This window comes from Levilactobacillus cerevisiae (genome assembly GCF_003946245.1).
Taxonomy (GTDB): domain Bacteria; phylum Bacillota; class Bacilli; order Lactobacillales; family Lactobacillaceae; genus Levilactobacillus; species Levilactobacillus cerevisiae.
On sequence record NZ_RHNN01000030.1, the window covers coordinates 1 to 18,605 of the forward strand.

Annotated in this window: 13 protein-coding genes and 1 CRISPR repeat array; of the genes, 4 read left to right on the top strand and 9 right to left on the bottom strand. The window is 51.9% G+C overall.

Going from position 1 to position 18,605, the window contains the following annotated elements:
• Positions 1-443: 443 nt before the first annotated feature.
• The gene (locus EKM99_RS12715) at positions 444-2,018 is read right to left on the bottom strand and encodes a bifunctional metallophosphatase/5'-nucleotidase (protein WP_125583788.1); all 1,575 of its coding nucleotides are present in this window, start codon (positions 2,016-2,018) and stop codon (positions 444-446) included.
• A 1,451-nt stretch (positions 2,019-3,469) separates the two neighbouring features.
• On the bottom strand, positions 3,470-5,548 hold the full coding sequence (locus EKM99_RS12725; RefSeq protein WP_125583790.1) for a cation:proton antiporter: 2,079 nt from the start codon (positions 5,546-5,548) through the stop codon (positions 3,470-3,472).
• Positions 5,549-6,087: 539 nt separating this feature from the next.
• Between EKM99_RS12725 and spx the strand changes: the two genes are divergently transcribed.
• Positions 6,088-6,486: a transcriptional regulator Spx gene (spx, locus tag EKM99_RS12730; protein WP_125583791.1), complete on the top strand. Its 399-nt coding sequence runs from the start codon at positions 6,088-6,090 to the stop codon at positions 6,484-6,486.
• 168 nt (positions 6,487-6,654) lie between these two features.
• Here the strand turns inward: spx and EKM99_RS12735 are convergent, their stop codons facing one another.
• Both EKM99_RS12735 and EKM99_RS12740 read right to left on the bottom strand, forming a co-directional pair.
• Positions 6,655-6,939, bottom strand: a complete 285-nt coding sequence (locus tag EKM99_RS12735; protein ID WP_125583792.1) for a hypothetical protein — start codon at positions 6,937-6,939, stop codon at positions 6,655-6,657.
• A gap of 182 nt (positions 6,940-7,121) precedes the next feature.
• A complete protein-coding gene (locus EKM99_RS12740) occupies positions 7,122-8,051 on the bottom strand; it encodes a ketopantoate reductase family protein (RefSeq protein ID WP_125583793.1) in 930 nt (309 codons plus the stop codon).
• Positions 8,052-8,863: 812 nt separating this feature from the next.
• Here EKM99_RS12740 and EKM99_RS12745 point away from each other — a divergent pair.
• Positions 8,864-10,834, top strand: coding sequence for a S9 family peptidase (locus tag EKM99_RS12745; RefSeq protein WP_125583794.1), 1,971 nt, complete (start codon positions 8,864-8,866; stop codon positions 10,832-10,834).
• Between the two features lie 198 nt (positions 10,835-11,032).
• A complete protein-coding gene (locus EKM99_RS12750) occupies positions 11,033-12,643 on the top strand; it encodes a polysaccharide biosynthesis C-terminal domain-containing protein (protein WP_125583795.1) in 1,611 nt (536 codons plus the stop codon).
• Positions 12,644-12,775: 132 nt separating this feature from the next.
• Here EKM99_RS12750 and EKM99_RS12755 read toward each other — a convergent pair whose 3' ends face one another.
• The 3 genes from EKM99_RS12755 to EKM99_RS12765 all read right to left on the bottom strand — a co-directional run bounded on the left by EKM99_RS12755 (position 12,776) and on the right by EKM99_RS12765 (position 15,679).
• The gene (locus tag EKM99_RS12755) at positions 12,776-12,973 is read right to left on the bottom strand and encodes a hypothetical protein (protein ID WP_125583796.1); all 198 of its coding nucleotides are present in this window, start codon (positions 12,971-12,973) and stop codon (positions 12,776-12,778) included.
• A gap of 255 nt (positions 12,974-13,228) precedes the next feature.
• Positions 13,229-13,561: direct repeats of the CRISPR family, unit length 28 nt; unit sequence GTATTCCCCACAGGTGTGGGGGTGATCC.
• A 527-nt stretch (positions 13,562-14,088) separates the two neighbouring features.
• Entirely contained in the window at positions 14,089-14,565 is a 477-nt protein-coding gene (locus EKM99_RS12760; RefSeq protein WP_125583797.1) for a C40 family peptidase, read from the bottom strand.
• Between the two features lie 157 nt (positions 14,566-14,722).
• Positions 14,723-15,679, bottom strand: a complete 957-nt coding sequence (locus EKM99_RS12765; protein WP_125583798.1) for a linear amide C-N hydrolase — start codon at positions 15,677-15,679, stop codon at positions 14,723-14,725.
• A gap of 156 nt (positions 15,680-15,835) precedes the next feature.
• On the opposite strand from EKM99_RS12765, the gene EKM99_RS12770 reads away from it, so the two are divergent.
• Entirely contained in the window at positions 15,836-16,462 is a 627-nt protein-coding gene (locus EKM99_RS12770) for an LVIS_2131 family protein (RefSeq protein ID WP_125583799.1), read from the top strand.
• A gap of 633 nt (positions 16,463-17,095) precedes the next feature.
• Here the strand turns inward: EKM99_RS12770 and EKM99_RS15875 are convergent.
• Both EKM99_RS15875 and EKM99_RS12775 read right to left on the bottom strand, forming a co-directional pair.
• Positions 17,096-17,254: a hypothetical protein gene (locus tag EKM99_RS15875; protein ID WP_164511606.1), complete on the bottom strand. Its 159-nt coding sequence runs from the start codon at positions 17,252-17,254 to the stop codon at positions 17,096-17,098.
• Positions 17,255-17,286: 32 nt separating this feature from the next.
• On the bottom strand, positions 17,287-17,841 hold the full coding sequence (locus EKM99_RS12775) for a M15 family metallopeptidase (RefSeq protein ID WP_125583800.1): 555 nt from the start codon (positions 17,839-17,841) through the stop codon (positions 17,287-17,289).
• Positions 17,842-18,605 lie beyond the last annotated feature (764 nt).

Here is an 18,605-nt window from a genome sequence, read left to right on the forward strand (position 1 = left end):
CATTCTTTGATTATACAAAAATATCCGTTGCCAGTAATCAAATTCATTTGATTACCAACAACAGATATTTTAGAACCATTTTTTTATTTTGGCATATTGCCTGGATCAATTGTGTATGGCAGATCATACACAGCGACCACTTAAAATGTACCACCATTTCAGCGATAGATCTGTGTAAGCCGTGAGGACGGGAAAAATCGTTACCGTACATGAGCTAAGAAAAATGAAGAGGTGGCGGATCAGCGGTAAGTCTGAGCTGAAGCTGGGTAGGTACAGAACCCTGTGTCGATGGCGTTAGGACGAGCGTTTTTTCTCGGCCTTACACCACTGGGCGAGCTTGAAGACTCGTTTTATGAGGCTTCAAGTCGAACCCGGAGACCGCTCTTTGGCTCCGGGTGTCCCCCCACAGGGTGGCGTACCTACCCAGCGAAGCGGAAATAGACCTACCGCGGTTCGTTGATGATGGTGAAGTTGGCATTTGCCGTTGCGTCAATGACGGGGTGTTCCTGCAGATAATCCGCAATGATTTCGCTCATCGCACCCTGGCTTTCAGCCACAATCTTGTCCGCACCAAACATGTCGTAGTGCCCACCACCAACAGCGCGATACTGGTTCAGCGCAATTTGTAGTTGCTGGTCTGGGGTGACCGGTTCACCGTGATAAATCAGCTTTTCCACGCGTTGACCAACGGGATTAGCGATGTTTAATGTGTAATTAATGCCCTCGTACATATCGTAATTATACTGGCGGTGCTTGGGGTGGATGAAGGCCGGATTCACAATGATCTCGCCATCCTTCACGCTAAAGTAGCGCGCACTGACCTCCAAAGCGGCCCGCAAGTCTGCCCCGGTAATTTTCAACAGGGAGAGGCCGTTGGGGTACACGTAGTTCGTCATGATATTACGCATGGTGATGGGATTTTCAAAGCCGCGCGCCTCGTTGTTAAAGAGGGCCGTTGCGGAAATGTCGGCTCCCATCGTGGCCATTTGAACTTTCTGGATGAACTCAATATAAGGTGTTTCATGAATACGGGCGTCAAAGGGATCATCAAAGGTCATGTCGCCTTGAATATGGCCGAGCGGCTGATCTAGCCAGTGGCCGACCGCGTTGTTCAGGCCGGTTGCGGCGGTGATTACCTTGGCATCCAAAGGCGCGTCCGCAGCGGAAACCAGCTCTGATTCGTGGTGAGTCACGGTCACTTTGCCATTGGCATCGTGGTCAAGGTCCAACGTAATCTTACCGACAGCCTGTCCGCGGAACCCGGGTTGGGTCGTGGGAATGTCAAAGACGTCAGTTGCCAGTTGACGATGTTGGTGGCCGGTGACCAAAGCGTCGATACCCGGAATGGCCTCTAAAATGTGGTAGGCTTCGTTTTCGCCGACGTGGATGTCGTTAGGCTGGCCGGTGGTTAAATCGCGCTCAAAGCCGCCGTGATAGCACACAACGACCACGTCAGCCTGCTCGCGGATGATCGGGACGTATTTCTTGGCGGCGATAAAGGCCGACTCGAACTGAAGACCACTGATGTTGGTGGCCTTTTCCCATTTGTAGACGGCCTGAGTGGTCAGACCCAAGACGCCAATCTTGATGCCATCTTTTGCGATAATTTTGTAAGGCTGGCCGTATTCCGGATCCCCGTTGGCATCTAAAATATTGGCGCACAAAATTGTCCGCTTGGCGTCACGAATGGCGTCCTGTAGGTATTCCTGGCCATAATTAAATTCATGGTTGCCCAGAATACCACAGTCGTAATTAATTTGATTATAAATGTTGAGCAGTGGTGCGGGGTTGCGGTCGGGCTGGACCCGCGCAACGTAGTAGGCCAACGGCGAGCCTTCGAGGAAATCGCCGTTTTCAATGGTGACCACGGGGCCCTGTTCCTTGGCAGCGGCTTGCTCGCGGGCGATGACCGTGGCCGCGCGGGCCAGGCCAAATCCCTGGTGGCTTCCCTTTTTCACGTAGTTCGTGGGGAAGACGTACCCGTGGGTATCACTTGTCGATAAAATTGTCAGCTTCATTAATGTCACCCTCCAATAGGAAGTCTGGCTGGCCACGGGTCACGTAGACCAGTTGCTGGCAGACCGTTCGCGAAAAGACGCCGAAATCTTTAACGTGTTAAAGAAATTATAAGCTAGTTTGCGTTGCGTGTAAATTTTACCTGGCAAAAATCGTGAAATTTTCTAATTTTTCTTCACCAAAACGATTGTAGGGGGTGAAATTAGGGCTTATCAGCGAGTCAAAATGAGCTGAAATGTTGTGGGTACTGTTCGTTCCCGGCGGCGGGTTCAAAACGCTCTGCTGTGGGGTCGGTTCCAGCCTTAGAAGCGGCTTCCACCTCGACTTTGAGCCACAAGGCGGTCTCAAAGGTCGTCCCATGCTCTAAACTGAGAAAACCGGTCGCACTGTTCGTTCCCGGCGGCGGGTTCAAAACGCTCTGCTGTGGGGTCGGTTCCAGCCTTAGAAGCGGGCTTCCACCTCGACTTTGAGCCATAGGGCGGTCTCAAAGATCGTCCCATGCTCTAAACTGAGAAAACCGCTCAGTTAAGACCATCGACACAGCTGAGCATTTTGACCCGCCTCTGGTCACTGACACTGTCCAAGCTGGGCTCATTTGGATTATCCCTGCGGCTGAGATTGGTTTAGAGCCGCCCCCCCACAAAACTTTGATGAAGTTAGACTGTAGACGCTAACTACAGGCAGATATGGTCGTTGAACTGAGATGACGTAGTGGCGCTAACGTCTTAGTCCACAACGACCTCTGACCATTACTGTTCAGTTTCCAGGTAACAAAAAACGGCGGCCAGACCTTAATCGTCTGCGTCGTCGCTTAGAGAAAAACGTATCTTACGTTTGGAGTGGGCTGGTTGCAGTAGCAGTGCCGCCCGTTATTTTTACTTGGAGGAGTAAAATTGGTAACTTATTCGTTTGGTTAGTCGTAAGTTATGCAATTACTATACCAACAATTTGTGAAGAAAATGTGACGGAAATATTACAAACAACCCATCCTGGTGAATCATGGCCCGTGAAAACGCTGCGAATAGCGGGAACTAACGAACAAGCCATCCCCGGTGTGACGGGGAAAAGCGGTCCAGTGGCGCGGACGCAAACGGAATAAATCACAAATGAAGAAAATTTTTCAAAGCGAATACTTTATGAAAACCAGCCATCCAATTTTCATAGAGGATAGCCTGCAGACAGAATTCGCTTGGTAGTTGCGGCAGCACGCTAGAATATGGGCAAAGTTGACTCACTCACACTGACATCGACTGTGGCCAATCAGCGCAGACAAACGTTGCCAGTCCAGCGATGGTCACACCAATGTCGGATTGAAGAACAATCTTAGCCGGAGGACCGCCCCTCAGGCCGCAGGCGCTCCCCACAGCAGACGGAATCTCTGGCAGCCGCAGGTGGTAATTAACCACTAATTTCGTGGATTGATTCTCCGTTAGCTGGACCGGCAATGCTAAGGCTAGTCGGTTGTTGCGAGCTCTTGCATGTAGAGCATCTGGTCCGTCGAAATCTGCTGATACAGCTCATCGGCCAGCGCGGGTGACAGTTCCTTCAGGCTCCGCTTCTGGCGAATATAGGTGTATTCATATTGGAAGGCCTGAATGAACAGCTCGTTCTGCTGATCGGTAATTTCCTTGGACACGTAGCGCCGGTGACGGGCGTTGTAGTAGTTCCGCACGGCATTGACTTCCGCTTGGTTATCCACGCTGGAAATGTCGGTCAGGTAAGCGACGACGTTGTTGTACACGTCCTGCTCAATTTGGAGAAAGGCTTCCCGGCGTTTTGCATCCTCTTCAGCGTCACGCCGTGGCCGTTCCCGGGGCGTTCGGCGTTCTTGTTGGACGCGTTGTTGGGCGAGCCAGCGTTCCTGTTCGGGCGTCCGCGGCTGTTGCTGGAGGCGCTTTTGTTGCAGGGCAATTCGTTGTTCTCGGTGGCGCCGGCGGTTAACCGTGTGGGAAATCCGGTGGCTTACGAAGCGGAACCATAACGAGAAATTCACAAAGGGATTGTTGTGGCTCATTTGGGATTTAATCAGTAAGACCCGGACGTAGCGACTGGCAAATCCTTGGGAAATGGTGCCCGCGTCGGCCATGTCTTGGACCGTTTTGACCTCGATCTGGGTGGCGTGGTTGAGAAGCTCACTCATTTTCTGTTTGTCGGGACGGGCGTCGGTGGCTTGACTGTTGAGGACCTCAATCACGGCCTGCGTGGCGCTCGGATCGTCCGGGTTTTCCTGGCTCAAGCGTTCGGTGGCGTAGGCTACCAAGGCTTTACGTTCGCGCAAGGCTTCGGCGGGGTCGACCGGCAATTTTTTATTTGGAAGCAACAAAGGTAAGACCAGTGTTGGGACTAGTAGGCTCAGTACAATCACGACCGCCGCGATGAAAATCATCGAGTTCCGGAAGGGGAAAGCCTGGCCATTTAGCGTCAAAGGTAGTGAGAAGGCCATGGCCAAGGTGATGGTTCCGTGGACGCCGGAGAGGGCACCGACGATGGCGTGGTGCGGCCGTTCTGATTTTTTCGACCGAATCAACGCCCAGTCGAAACGAATCCAGAGATACCGGAGGGTTAGCATGACTAGGTAGAGGACGACGGCCAGGAAAATGTAGGTCGGAATGGACTTTGAGCTATCCTGTTGAATATTTACCCAGACAGTGGGCAGGGAGACGCCCAGCAGGACGAAAACGAAGCCATTGAGGATGCTGGTCAGGATCCGCCAGGTCGTCCGCGATACCAGTTGGAGCTGGGTGCTGGACAGTCGCAGTTGGTTGTTGGAGACACTGTACATCAACCCAGCAGCCACGACGGCCAAGATACCTGAGAGGCCAACGTGTTCAGCGGCTAAATAAATCATGAAGGGCACTAAAATGTCGTAAGGGACAATCACGCTGGAGGAATCCTTCCCGGTACGAACCAGGAAGACCCGCGCCCAGACGGCGACGACCCCTAAAACGAGACCAATCAGCAGCCCGCCAAAGAAGACGATGAGAAAATGTTTGATCCCACCACCAACGGAAAATTTGCCGGTGGTGAAGGCGGTCAGAGCCAAACTGAAGGCAACCAAACCGGAAGCGTCGTTGAAGAGCGACTCGCGTTCCAGCATGCCCATGACCCGCTCCGGCACCGCCATGTTGGTGGTGATGGAGCTGACCGCGACGGCATCAGTAGGGGTCACAATCGCTGCGAGTGCGAAGGCCAAGGCTAGCGGCAGGGTGCCCAGAATGGCGTGACTGAGGTAGCCCATGAGCACGACCGTGAGAATGGCCAGCGCGACCGCCATGGACAGCACGGACCCCACGTTATGCCGGAGCTCCCGGGCGTTGGCGTTGCGGCCGTCGTAGAACATGAGCGGCGCAATGATCAGGAGCATGAAGACCTCAGGCTCGAGGATGAAATGGTGGTATAGGGGTACCAGCGAGAGCAGGGCCCCCGCAAAGATTTGGTAAAAGGCCTGCGGAATGGCGGGAAATAACGGGTAAATTGTATTCGCCACAATGGTTGCGATAACCAAGAGCAGGACGGCGTAGAAGACTTCCAAAAAAATCCCTCCCAATTGAGATTGAACGTTGGCTCTTATTTTACGCCAATCGGCTGAGAAAAGGGGGATCAATTCTCTGGGAGTTTAGTCAAACTCATGTTTAACCATTCACTTGGCGGTGGATGGGCGCTTGAGAGCGATTAAATTGTGTATTATGAATAATCATGCTGATGTTTTGGATATAAATACAATTAATAAAAAAAGAGACGCCAGGGGGGTTAGTTTGTAAAAGTCCGGAACCTATCAGAAGATAATTGATTGAGTAGACGAACTTTGTGCCCCTATTGGTTGCCGACGTTCCGGGAATTAATGTCTTTTCTCACAAGCGAGTGGGGTCAGTTCAAAATGGTTGGGAGACACAACCAACCCACTAAAAAATGTTGCCCCTAATTTAGAAAGTTTCCAAAAAAGGTTGATTATTCATTCAATTGTGGTAACATATAAGTTGGTTCTACTAGATGATTCGCTGAATTGTTTAAGTAAGCTTTGTTATGTTGTCTGTTATCGTTACTCAATCCAACGATAAGGAAGTGCTGAATATGATTAATTTGTACATTGCACCAAGTAGCGCATCCAGCCGGAAAGCACGCGCTTGGCTCAAGGACCACGACATTGCGTTCGCAGAACGGAATATCAAGTCCAAGCCATTGAACGCGGCAGAAGTTAAGCAGATTCTCCGTTTAACTGAAAACGGCAGTGAAGATATTATCTCCACGCGGTCTAACGTGTTCAAGGAACTGCACGTTGATTTGGACAGTCTGTCTGTCAGCCAGTTAGTCGACCTCGTTGTGGAATACCCAGACTTGATCAAGCGGCCCATCATTTTCGATGACAAGCGACTTGAAGTGGGTTACAACGAAGAAGAGATTCGGCGGTTCTTGCCTCGCGATGTGCGGACGGCGGAACTCCACCACTTGGAATCACAATTAAGCTCATAGAATGGATCGATCAGTTCTCGGGGGAGTGCTGGTCGGTTTTTTATTAATAAAATTATAAACCACGCTGCGTGGGCGACCGTTCCTGGTTACCGCACCGGCAGGGCAAGCAAAAGAAAAGCTGACTCGGAAATCATCCTGATTTCTTAGTCAGCTTTTTTGCGTTTGAAATTAGTGACTCGCTTTTAAGTAGCTCTGTGCCATCTGCGTGTATCCCAGTTGTTCCAAGGTTTCCGCAATGGTTGCGGTGATTGTACCGGTCGCCACGACGTCGAAACCAGCGAGCTGGGCGACAATTAGGCTCTCCACGCGGTGAACAACGGTGGGGTCGTTGGTGAGGCTAGCGAGGGTCGCGTGAATCTTCCGCGAATTAAACGGAGCGTGCCTTCCGTTAGGGGTTTCCACGGTAAGACCGGTTGGGTCCATCGTCGCCTGTGATCTTCTGATAACGTCCATCGTCTCTTACCCTCCTAGGTGTTTTGGGCGGTTGAATGGGTTGATTAGCAGCTCATTCAAAAATGCCCGTACAACTATCTTACGATGAATTCAAGAAAAAAACAACTAGATATGGGGGGTAAATTTCACCTATTTCTACATGTGGGGGCAAAACCACAGAGCGTGGTCGACCGTTTTTTACGTTAGATTCCTTTGAGGGTTTCTTGGGCGTGAATTTCCTGGGCCAACAGGGCGTTGGTTGGGGCCGGCACGTTTAATTTCGCCCCCAAAGCGGCAACGTAGCCGTTGAGAAAATCAATTTCGGTGGGCCGCTGGTTGGCCATGTCCTGGTGCATGGAGGGGTAGTGACCGCCATTGGTCTCGGGTGAAAATTGGGCGGCAATCAGCGCCGTGACGTCTTGCGCGTTGAAGTCAACTTCGGCGGCATCCGCGACGGCCTGGAACTCGTTGAGCACGGCATCGTTCAGCGTGCGCCAGTTAGGCAGGGCGCCAAACTCGCCGATGTTGCAGTCAAACAGGGTGCAGTAAGTGTTGAGCACGCTGTTCAGGCCAGCCTTCTTCCAAATGGCGGCCATCACGTTAGCGGCCGGACTGGCGTTGAGACCGGCACCGTTGAGCGTGGTCAGTAAGCCGGGGAGGTCGGGAAATTCGGCCGGTACCACGGCTTGGAGAGAAATACTACCGGTCCCCGTCACCTTGATGTGGCCGGGGCCAGTCATGCCCGAAGACCAGATGGTAGTGCCCACAACGATTTGCTTCTTAGGCACGTGCCGCTCAATCGTTTCGACGTTGCCGATTCCGTTGGCCAGCGTCAAGACGGCTGGTTGATTGGCCAAGACATCGCTGAGGGCCGTCAACATGTGATCCATCTGCATGGCTTTCGTGAAGAGAATAACCAGGTCAAATTGCTCGGTCACGTCCTGGGGCGCCTTGGCGGTCATGGGATAAACGTGATCCTGGCCATCGTCGGTTGTGACGATCAGCCCATCGCGGTTAATCGCGGCAACGTGGTCGGCCCAGTTGTCGATCAGCGTGACCTGGTTTCCAGCTTCCTGAAGTTTAACGCCAAACCGACTCCCCATGGCACCGGCGCCAGCAATTGCAATTTTCATAAAGAACACGCTCCTCAAGTAGTAGATTTAGGTGACGCACTGGCGGCAAGCTGCTGGAACACTAAACTGTCAGACTGCAGTTTGCCGGCCAAATGCGAAACACCCGTCATTAGTTTCAGTGTAGCAGTTTTACGCCAACATGTGGTGAGGAAGGTGTTGTTGGTCTGGGGATTGTTAGGGTGGCGTATGTAAATGGGAGGATAAGATGAAGGCGGTCAACTTAGCAAGCATTGATTGGGTCACCTATTTTAGTTTTCAGGCGTTCGTACACGACTACAGGTAAAATCAATTTTAAAAGGAGAACAACAGGTAGGATCACTACCAGGGAAGGTAAAATCAGTCTAAGCCGATAGGACGGCGAGAGTGGGTTCAGCCGTGGGGATTACCCTGGGGGGGTGGTCGCCTAGAAAATTGATGTGTTTGAGCCGCGAATCTTAACGAAAAAGCGGATAAAACACGATGAGTCGCACAATCTCCGTTGCAGGTAAAATCAATGTTAGCCGCAGGGAGGGTGGCAATGTGCCAAGCCGTGGGAATTGCCTTAGTGGCGTGAGCCGCTTAGGCAATTGATACCTTTGAGCCGCGATTCTTAGCGGCCCAAAGTAAGTCTGGAGACCGCTTTTTGGCTCCAGACGTTCGCCCACAGCGTTCCGGTCACATTGCCACCCTCCCGGAGGCGCGGCCAAGCCGCATTGATTTTTTACCTGCAACCGAAAGATTGACGATTGACATCGGCGGGGCAGTGGGCTAACATGAAAATCAATCATTAAATGAGAAAATAGTGAGAAACTTTATCATGAGGAGCGATGCGTATGCCAAAAGGTGTCAGTGCACAGGATCTGTTCAAATTAAAATCGGTGACTCAGCCGTTAGCCGCAGCTGGTCAAGTCTTTTTTGTGGAAAATGGTATCGACGAGGCAGCCAATGACTACCGCGCCCAACTCAAAAAAGTGGACGCCGCGGGTTATTCCCAGGTCGTGGCCACGAACGGTAAGCTAAACGTTCAGCCAGCCGTGGCGGGCAAGCAACTGTTCTACGTCGCCACAGTTGGGGACGCCAAGGCACAGCTCTTCCAAGTGGCCAGTGCTGGTGGGGAGCCACAATTGGTCACCACCGCAACGCCCCAAGAAGCCGTCAATACCGTGATTGCCGCGGCCGATGGCAGCAGCGTGTATTTCAAAACGACAGAAACGGCCGAACAGCCGAAATTGCCGAGTCCCCAAGCCTTTCCGCAAACGCGTCACGTGGAACGACTGGTTAACAAGGCGGACGGCTACGGCTGGTTACCGCTCGATGTGACCTACCGTTTGCGCCGCTTCCAGCCAGCGACTGGCTTAGTGGAAGAAATTCAGCAACAGGGATTTGATTTCAGCCTGACCTCCGTGAGCGACGATGGCCGCTACGTGACCGTTTTACAGGACGATGATCCCGCTGATGAGCGCAACTTTGCCCACGGCGCCTATAGTTTGGATACGCAGACGGGCGAAACGGTGGACCTGACCGCGAGCCTGGCAAATGGCCATTTTGAAGACGCCACCTTCGCGCCGGACGGTCAGCACGTCGCCCTGATTGGGGACGACGGCACGTCCGGGTTACATACGGTGGCCAACCTGTATTTGGCCAACCAGACGACCGGGGAACTCCAGAACTTAACCGCCGACTTACAAGCGGACCTCGCCCCAGAATTTGCCGGCGATTTCGTTCAGCAGGCCGGTGGCAAATTGGTGCGCTGGCTGAACGCCGACCAGTTTGTGTTTGCCGCTTGCTTCCATGCGCATAGCCAACTCTACGTGGGGGATGCGACCGGCGTGAAATTGGTGGACGACACCGCACGCCAGATTGTCGACTTCACCGTTGTTGATGCGCAAACTGTGGTCCTCGCCGTTTCGTATCAGGACAAACCGAGTGAACTGGTGACCTTGAACGTGGCCACCGGGCAGGAAACCGTTGCATACGATCCCAACGCCGCTTACGAAGACACCCACGAGTTTGCTCATCCCCAACACTTTGACTTTCAGTCCGCTGATGGTCAGGCGTTGGAAGGGTGGTACTTACCAGCGCAAACGCAGGCGCCCAAGCAACCCGTACTGCTCTACGTTCACGGGGGGCCGCACGCCAACTATGGGGACACGTTCTTCTATGAATTTCAGGTGCACGCGAGCCGTGGCTTTGGCGTGGTCTTCTTTAATCCGCGGGGGTCGACTAGCTACGGTCAGGCCTTTGAGAGCAACGTGAACGGTCACTACGGCGAGGATGATTTCAACGACGTGATGACCGGTCTCGACGTGGCGTTAGAGAAATTTCCGCAGCTCGACGCCGACCGCCAGTATATCGCTGGGGGCTCCTACGGCGGGTTCATGACCACCTGGGCAATCGGCCACACCAAGCGCTTTGCCGCCGCCGTTTCGCAACGTTCCGTCACCAATTGGATCAGTCTCTTTGGGACCAGCGACATTGGCTTTTACTTTAACCCCGAGGAACTCGACGTGGACCTCTTCGCGGAAGGCGGGGTTGAATCCTATTGGAAACAGTCGCCGCTGGCCTACGCGCAAAACGTGACAACGCCGATTCGCCTGCTACACGGGGAGTGGGACATGCGCTGTCCCATCAGTCAGTCGGAGGAATTCTTCACCGCGGTCAAACGCAACGGTGTCGATGCCGACCTGATTCGCTACCCCCAAAGCTTCCACGGCATTTCGCGTGGGGGACTGCCAAACTTACGGGTCCAGCGTTTGGACGATATGACGGAATGGTTTACGGCCCATCCGTCGGTGCAGAAGTAAGCGGTAGTTAACCTGACGACTGACTAGAAATAAAAATACAAATATTTATAATGGACTCACTCACTTAACAGGGGTGAGTCTTTTTGATACGGAGATGTCCGGTGATTACCCATTGGTTATGTACACAGGCGATTCAGAAGCGTATCCTAGCAGGTGACGCAATTTTTCTCGAAAACTGAATTGGTGAGTGCAACTTATATGGATAAAAAAATTATATCAGGGTCATTCTGGCTCTCATTTGGGAGTATTTTTTCACGGGTCTTGGGGGTTGTTTACCTGATTCCGTGGTTGGCGATGATTGGGTCGCCACAACATCAAACGGTCGCGCAGGCCTTGTTCAACACGGCTTACACGCCGTACGCGTTGTTCATCGCTCTGGGAACGGCGGGCTTTCCGTCTGCCATTGCCCGGCGCGTGGCGTTTTTCAATGGTGAAGATAGCTTTAATAACTCAAAGCACATCGCGTTTGCGGGCTTTGGCTTCATGGTGGTTTCCGGCGTGATCTGTGGGGCCTTGCTGTACGGGTTAGCGCCCGTGCTGGCGGCTAATAGTCCCGTGAGCTCGGTGGTCAATGCGACGGTTGCGATTCGGTGCCTGGTACCGGCGATTGTGATTCTGCCGTCGATGAGTATTTTACGGGGCTGGTTCCAGGGAAACGGGGACCTCAAGCCGTTTGGAATTTCCCAGCTGTGGGAACAGTTTATTCGGATTATTGTGATTTTGGGCGGCACCTACGTCCTGATTGAAGTCTGGCACCAGAGCTACGTCCAAGCGGTATTCATTAGTGTGGCGGCGGCCTTTGTTGGCGCGATTGCCAGCTACCTGTACCTGCTGGGTCACCTGTGGCGCCAGCGCAACGCGTATCGACGGTTGACGGCCAAGAGCCAGGCGGGGAAGCAACACGCCGCTGGACAGTTGCTGAAAATGATTGGCTACGAGTCGATTCCCTTTGTGATTGTGGGTTCGGGAATCACACTGAGTCAATTGGTGGATCAATTGTTCTTCAAGCAGATCATGCAAGGCCTGTTACACCAGTCGGCCGCGATGACCCAGTACGTGTTCACCATCTTCTCGGCCAATCCAAACAAGATTACCACGGTGATTGTCTCACTGGCGATGGCCGTGGCGGAGACGTCGCTGCCACTGTTGGCGGGAAAATTGGGTAACATCAAGGAAAATCGGCCCCAGATTGGCGCGCTACTGACGAATAATTTTCAACTGTTAACGTTCGTGCTGCTGCCACTAGTCATTCTGGTGAGCGTCTTTGCCTACCCGACCTACGGCATCTTCTTCAACTTTGATGGCGCCGGGGCCACGTATTTGGTCGCAAATGTGTGGCAGAGCCTGATTCTGGGCCTGGCACTGGACCTTCTAACAGTCTTACAGGCGTTGCGGATGAGTAAAAAGGCGACGACCTACCTCTTGACGGGGCTGGGCATCAAGGTGGCCCTGCAACTGCCGATGGTTTATCTCTTCCAAGGGTATGGCGCGTTGCTGACGACGGCGATTGCCTTTGGCTGGATCACGGTTGTCAGCTGGCGACTGATTCGGCGGAGTTATGCGGTCAAGCTGAGCGATATCATTCCGATTGCGCGGTTGAATTTGATTTTCGCTGTAGTAGCCACGATTCTCGTCGATGGCTGTCAGTGGGCATTTGGTCATGCGTTTTTCACCAGTAAACTGCTGGCGATGGGGTATGTTGGCGTGCTGGGATTGATTACACTGGGGATTTATATTTGGTTGGCCAATCGGTTGGGAGTTGCGCAGTTGATTTTTAAGCGCCCGATTAAAGTCGCTTTGCGGCGATAGCCCTGAGTTAATTTTAAAAGAATTATAGAAAAAGGGATGTTGATTCTCGACTTTGTGTTGAGAATCAACATCCTTTTGAATTGGATGAAATTCAAGTTCAATCCTTTCAGTGGATTGATTGTCAGTGACTCTTTAAGATTGAGATGAACCATTTTGCTCATCACTTTCCTTGAGTGATTCTAAGGTGTCTTTATACTGCTCGTAGGCCGAATCCATGGCTTCAACGAATTTTTTTGACAGTAGTTCATCATCCAATATGGTAGTTGATTCGACATTTAACTCACCCGTGCCAATCTCGAAAGATTTGTTTGGTTTAGGAATTTTTGACATTGCTGGCCATCTCCTTTTTATGATTTGCATTGGTTTGCATTGGCTTCTCATTGGAGCAAATACAGTATAACTTAAATGTGTACTTTTCGAAAATTTCTATTTCTTTGAACTAGATCTTGAATACTATTGACTATTTTGCAGCTGTTTTTCTAAGCGTTGTTATCGACCGCTTACTGATGTATGCTTAAGAAGCAAGTTAATTGAAAACGGCGATTCTTGAATTTTCAAAGCTTGATGTGACGGTGTTTTCTTAGTGTATTCCCCACAGGTGTGGGGGTGATCCTAATGATGACTTAGATGAATTGGTTGGTTCTGGGTATTCCCCACAGGTGTGGGGGTGATCCCAAATTGTCGCTACGAGAGGTTGAACAAAAGATGTATTCCCCACAGGTGTGGGGGTGATCCTATCTTCAAGTGCCTTTGCGTCTTTAAAAGACTGTATTCCCCACAGGTGTGGGGGTGATCCCTCTAATGCAAGTGCTTCAACCGTTTCTTCTGCGTATTCCCCACAGGTGTGGGGGTGATCCTGACCAGCGGTAGCAGCACGAACGTTAACAGTTGTATTCCCCACAAGTGTGGGGGTGTTTAAAAAGTCTCGGGTAAAAGTGCATAATTTTTCTGTTTAGGCATCCGAATTTTATTGAGGGTGCCTTTTATGTACTGAATGGAACAGATGGTTGGTGTGGGTGTGAGTCAGCCCTAACCCTAAAACCTAGCTTGCCCTAGGTCGCCAACCTGTCTCTCACCCGAAAATCCCAATCCTGGCAGCCGCCGAAACGTGCTACGTGAGCCAGGTCCCTGCGCTTAAACAGTGATAGAACATCTAATTGGTTTAGGACTGACGCTTCAAATCACTTTGTTTTAGGTCGTCAAACTGTCTCTCGCCCGAAAATCCCAATTCTGGCAGCCTCTGAAATGTGCTACGCAGGGCAACTGGTTCCGCTTAACAACGCTAAGCAAAGCCCCCAGGCCCGGGGCTTTCACTTAGCGCCGTTAATGCTCGCCAGCTGTGCGCCCTGCTCCGCACTCTTTACCCAAAAATCCCCCGTCGTGACGTTACGACGGGGGACACAGTTTATTTCACTTATGAAGGTTGGAACTGTTGATGTTACCTGTTATTCGACGGAACCGACACGGGCGTAACCTACAGCGTGCCACCATGGCGCGTGAACGGCTTCAGTGACCACACCGCGGTTTTGGGAATCGATCATGCGACCGTTACCAACGTACAGACCCACGTGAGAGATAGAACGCTTTGAGCCACCGAAGAAGACCAAGTCACCCTTCTTGATGTTCTTGTAAGTCACGTGTTGGTACTTGTTGTATTGCGCTTGGGCAGTCCGGGGGATGGTCTTGGAAGCGGCCTTCTTGTAGACGTAGCTGGTAAAGCCAGAGCAGTCAAAGCGGGAAGGACCAGTTGAGCCCCAACCGTAAGGCTTACCTAATTGGGCTTTAGCAACCTTGGAGATCTTGTCGTAAGACATGGTGTCGTCGGCGTGAGCAGTTGCGGGTTGAACGATAGCGAACCCAGCAATAGCAAATGCGACCGTGGCCATAATAGTTAAAACAATATCAGTAAACGTCTTCTTCATAAGTGTAAACAAACTCCTTCAAATTTTTTAGATTTTAGTATTAAGTGTTACTCGTTGCGAATCAACATGCTTAATACTATCAGGGAGTTGTTACAGAAATGTCTCAAAGAAATATCAATCGGATTAAAGCTAAAATGACGTTTTGAAACATAAGCCGTTAATCAGCGAGATAAGCGTGCGGAAAATGCCGGTGTGACGCCATTTCAGGGGTCAATGTGATTTGTTGCAGGCGGTTGGTTGTTCGGGGGATGAAGAAATAAGTTAGCCGGTCTAAATCGATGATTCCCCGGTAATGGGTGTAATTATGGTTCCCCTGATCCCGCCGTGTGACATCATATGGTAATATAACCTCGCCCAGCCAATGAAAAAGTTGGGTCGTTGCCGCGGCCGTGGTGGGTGCTGGTGACGTTCCCCAGCGCCGCAGCGCCATGTGAATGAAGCGCCGCGTGGGAACGGAGCCCGCTGGCAAGGGGGTTCCGGCAGCGATGGTGGCCTTAGCAGCCTGAATGGTCGCTGGCGTAAACGTGGTGCCAGGAACTCCCAGAAAGGCGTTTAGATTAGCCAGGTGCGTCGCCAGGACCGGTGTGTTGGTCAAGACCCTCGCCGGATCCGGTTGGGCTGTTAAGGGCCCGCCAGTGGGTTCAATCACCAGCGTTTGCCCGGACCGGTCACTGAGAAGCCAGTGGAAGGGGTAGACATATTTGTCCGCGCCCCATTTCCGACCGACCAGGGTGACCTGTGGCAAATCGGCCACGACTTCGGCCAGGGTAGCGTGTTCGCCCAGCACCCAGTTGATGAAGTCCTGCGGCGTTAAATTGGTTTGGCCGGGGATGGGGGCGTCAGCGTAATCCACGGCGCCGGGCAGGTACAGTTCGGCACACGTGATACCGGTTTCATTTACCCCGTCGGCCATCAGGTACCCAGAAAAATCCGCCGCCATTCGACCGCCGCCCAAAAGCGCGTAACGCGTGGTCCGGGACGTCCCGAGCGCCGTTTGCCAGTGATAGTTGCGGGGTAGAAAAACGGGGCGCCAGGGTGTGGTCGTGGGAAAATCCATGGTTCGCCCAAAAAAGTGGTGGCCTGTAGCGGCCGTATAGGTTAGACTAGTACACACAAGGGAGTCCTCCTTGTTCATAAAGTAGAAACAAGTTCAGTATAACATTGAAATTCGCCGGGACTGCGGCTTGTATTCCTGGCGTGAATCTCGTAAGCTATTTACAGAGATGATTTACCCGAATTTGAGGCTTAATTTTGGAAGGGAACTGGGAAAATGAAATCGACATGGAATTTGGTGGGGATGGCACTGTGGTTAGTGGTCCTCGTAACGCTGGTTTGGATGGTCCACGACATGCGCGTGCGGCGGATTCGACTCATCGTTAAGGAACATCACAGCTTCTCGTGGCAGAACTTGACCATTTCAACGATTGAGCTGGTCGTCTGGCTACTGTTCTTCGGCGGCATGAGCTACACGACTTTCTTTCAAAATGTGAACCAGCTGGGCGACCGCGTGAGCCAGACCACGCGCTACGAACCGTTAGTGATCAACACGGGGAACGGCAGCGGGTCCGCGTACTACGTCACCGTCAACAATAGTACCGGTAAGAAGCCAGTTCAGACCTATACATACCTGACCGAGGGGGAAAAATACCAGGTCAGCAGTACCGTCGCGACCGTTTCGGCGGGCAAGAAGGCCATTAACCTGCCGGCGTCGGCTTACAATTGGGATACCAAGAAGGTCGCCAAGTACGACCAACGCCACCAAAAGGCTTGGGTCGGCGTGATTGAGACGACGTACAAGAAGTCCTTTGTCAACGGCATTGGCCTGCACGCCGGTCGTTTGGCCAACCGCTTCACGTTGATTCGAATTCCGGATCACTCGTTTATGCAGAGTGAATAAGAAACAAGTGTAGCATTGCTGATTAGCTGGCATGTAGCTAGTCGCAAAGAAAAAAATCGCCTATAAATTCCGATTATAACGGGATTTATAGGCGATTTTGATTTTCTTGCGTAATTAGGCGGAGATAACTGGCCGCTCTGTTATGCTGGAAAACAGTAGGGGTTAGGAGAGTGGCGCTGATTTCGTTCGACTCAATTGTCGTTTCTTGGGAATTGAAAAGGATAGGTGAAAGCCAATGCAACAAAAATCTGTCGAGAGGAACTTAGCTATGGGCACCTGGATGTCATTCGTGCTAGGTCTGGTAGCGCTTTTATACCAGATTTGGCGCGACCAGCAACCGCCAAAAAAATAAGCCTTCCCTCAAACTTTAGCGGTTTGGGAAGACTCGAGTCATGAGTTGAACCTAAGCGGCTACCGTCCTTTTAACGGCTAGCTACCATCTGAGAAGTCGGTGTCAGACCACCGGCTTCTTTTTGATTGTCTACAGTATAGCACGAAAGCTTGGTGGTTTCAGGTGATTGTGCTTGGCCAATTAGAATCAGAAAAGGATGTAGCGTGCGTCAATGACTAAGTTTGTGTAGGTGCCAGCGCCAAGTCTTCAAGTGCTATCCGGTAATTGCGGCCATTTCATCGTCAGGAGTCATGATGCTTAACAGCAAGCACCACTCCCAGAATGATGATGACGACCCAAACGCTAATTTTTAACCAATTCGTATTCTCAAGACTAAATGTCAAAACAATCGCCAAGAATGCTAAGACGCCCCAGATTATTTGCCAACGCCGCTGCCACATGATTTCTAGCCTCCATCTATTAGGCTAGTTAACTAAAACGTATTCGGATCCGCCGCTGCCGGTTCATAATCGTCCATCTGCGTGTCGCGGTAGTCCCACCACTCGTTTTCATAGCCGAAGAAACCAGCTTCCTGCATGGCGCGGTCCAAAATTTGGTAGTGTTTTTCCTGCGTCGCTGTCCTTGGATGATCCCGGTGAGCGGCGGCGGTGAAGTCGTCAAACGGCGTCTGCATTTCCAGCTCATTGCCATCACGGTCACAGAGCGTTAGGTCAAAGGTCACGCCCTTTTGATGTGAAAAATTCGGGTTGGGCTTGGCCACAAATGAAGGGTCCGGGTAAACGTCATACAGTTTTTCCTGGGCGGGTACGGGACGATAGGCGTCCCATACCTTCAGCCGGTAGCCTTGTTCACGCAAGAGTGCGCTGGCCTTGGCGAGTTTCTTGGCGGTTCCAGTCCGAGCAATCGCGGTGGTGAAATCGTAAATCACGTGATGCGTAAAGTTGTCAGAAGTGGCATAGCGCAGGTCGACCAGGATGCTGGGGTCCAGCGCTTGAACGTTGGTAAAGCCAGTTTCGAGTTGTGTCATGGTGCACCTCCAAAATGTACTTATGCTGGGCTGGGCTAAATTTTCGCCTTACCGGGCGGCGGAAATAGACTGGAACGCTGGGGGAAGGACGCCCGAAGCCATAGAGCGGTCTTCGAGCTTGCTTTGAACCGCCAAAACCGCGTTTCAAAGTCACCATTCTTTGAGAAGGGCACTCCAAGAATCCCCCGGCTGAGTCTATTTCCGCCGCCCTCACGGCTGACATTAGCCTAGCCATCAACGACCATTATTATTCAGACGGGTGTGATGATGACCAGCATAGTGGTTAATCACAGTATACCGGGTTCCACCAGGGAAAGCTTGTGAAGTGGCTTGAGAAAAGTGGGTTAGGATTGGTTACGTGAAAAGTGTTGATGTGGCGTTGGTCAATTGTGAATATTTACCGACCTGTGCTTTACTGCTAGCGTTGCCATGCCACTTGCACAGGACACTCGGTAGGTTGATCGATGGGGCAAGACTGTTTTCTTTGGCACTAACTAGGGGAGCCGGAGGCAGTCAGGTACGGAATCCTGTGTCGGTGTTGTTGGCTGGGATGAACTTTTCACAGCCTTACAACACGGGCCAAAGGTGAGACTTGCCGGGCTTGCAAGGCTCACCTTTGAGGCTGAAGACCGTACTTCAGGCTTCAGCCGTGCCCCACAGGCTGGAAGTACCTGACTGCCGCAGGTGGACCGGCAAGTTTGCGCCAAAGAAAAAACGGTCGACTCCCCTAGGAGACCAACCGTTAGTCGGGAAACACGAAAGTC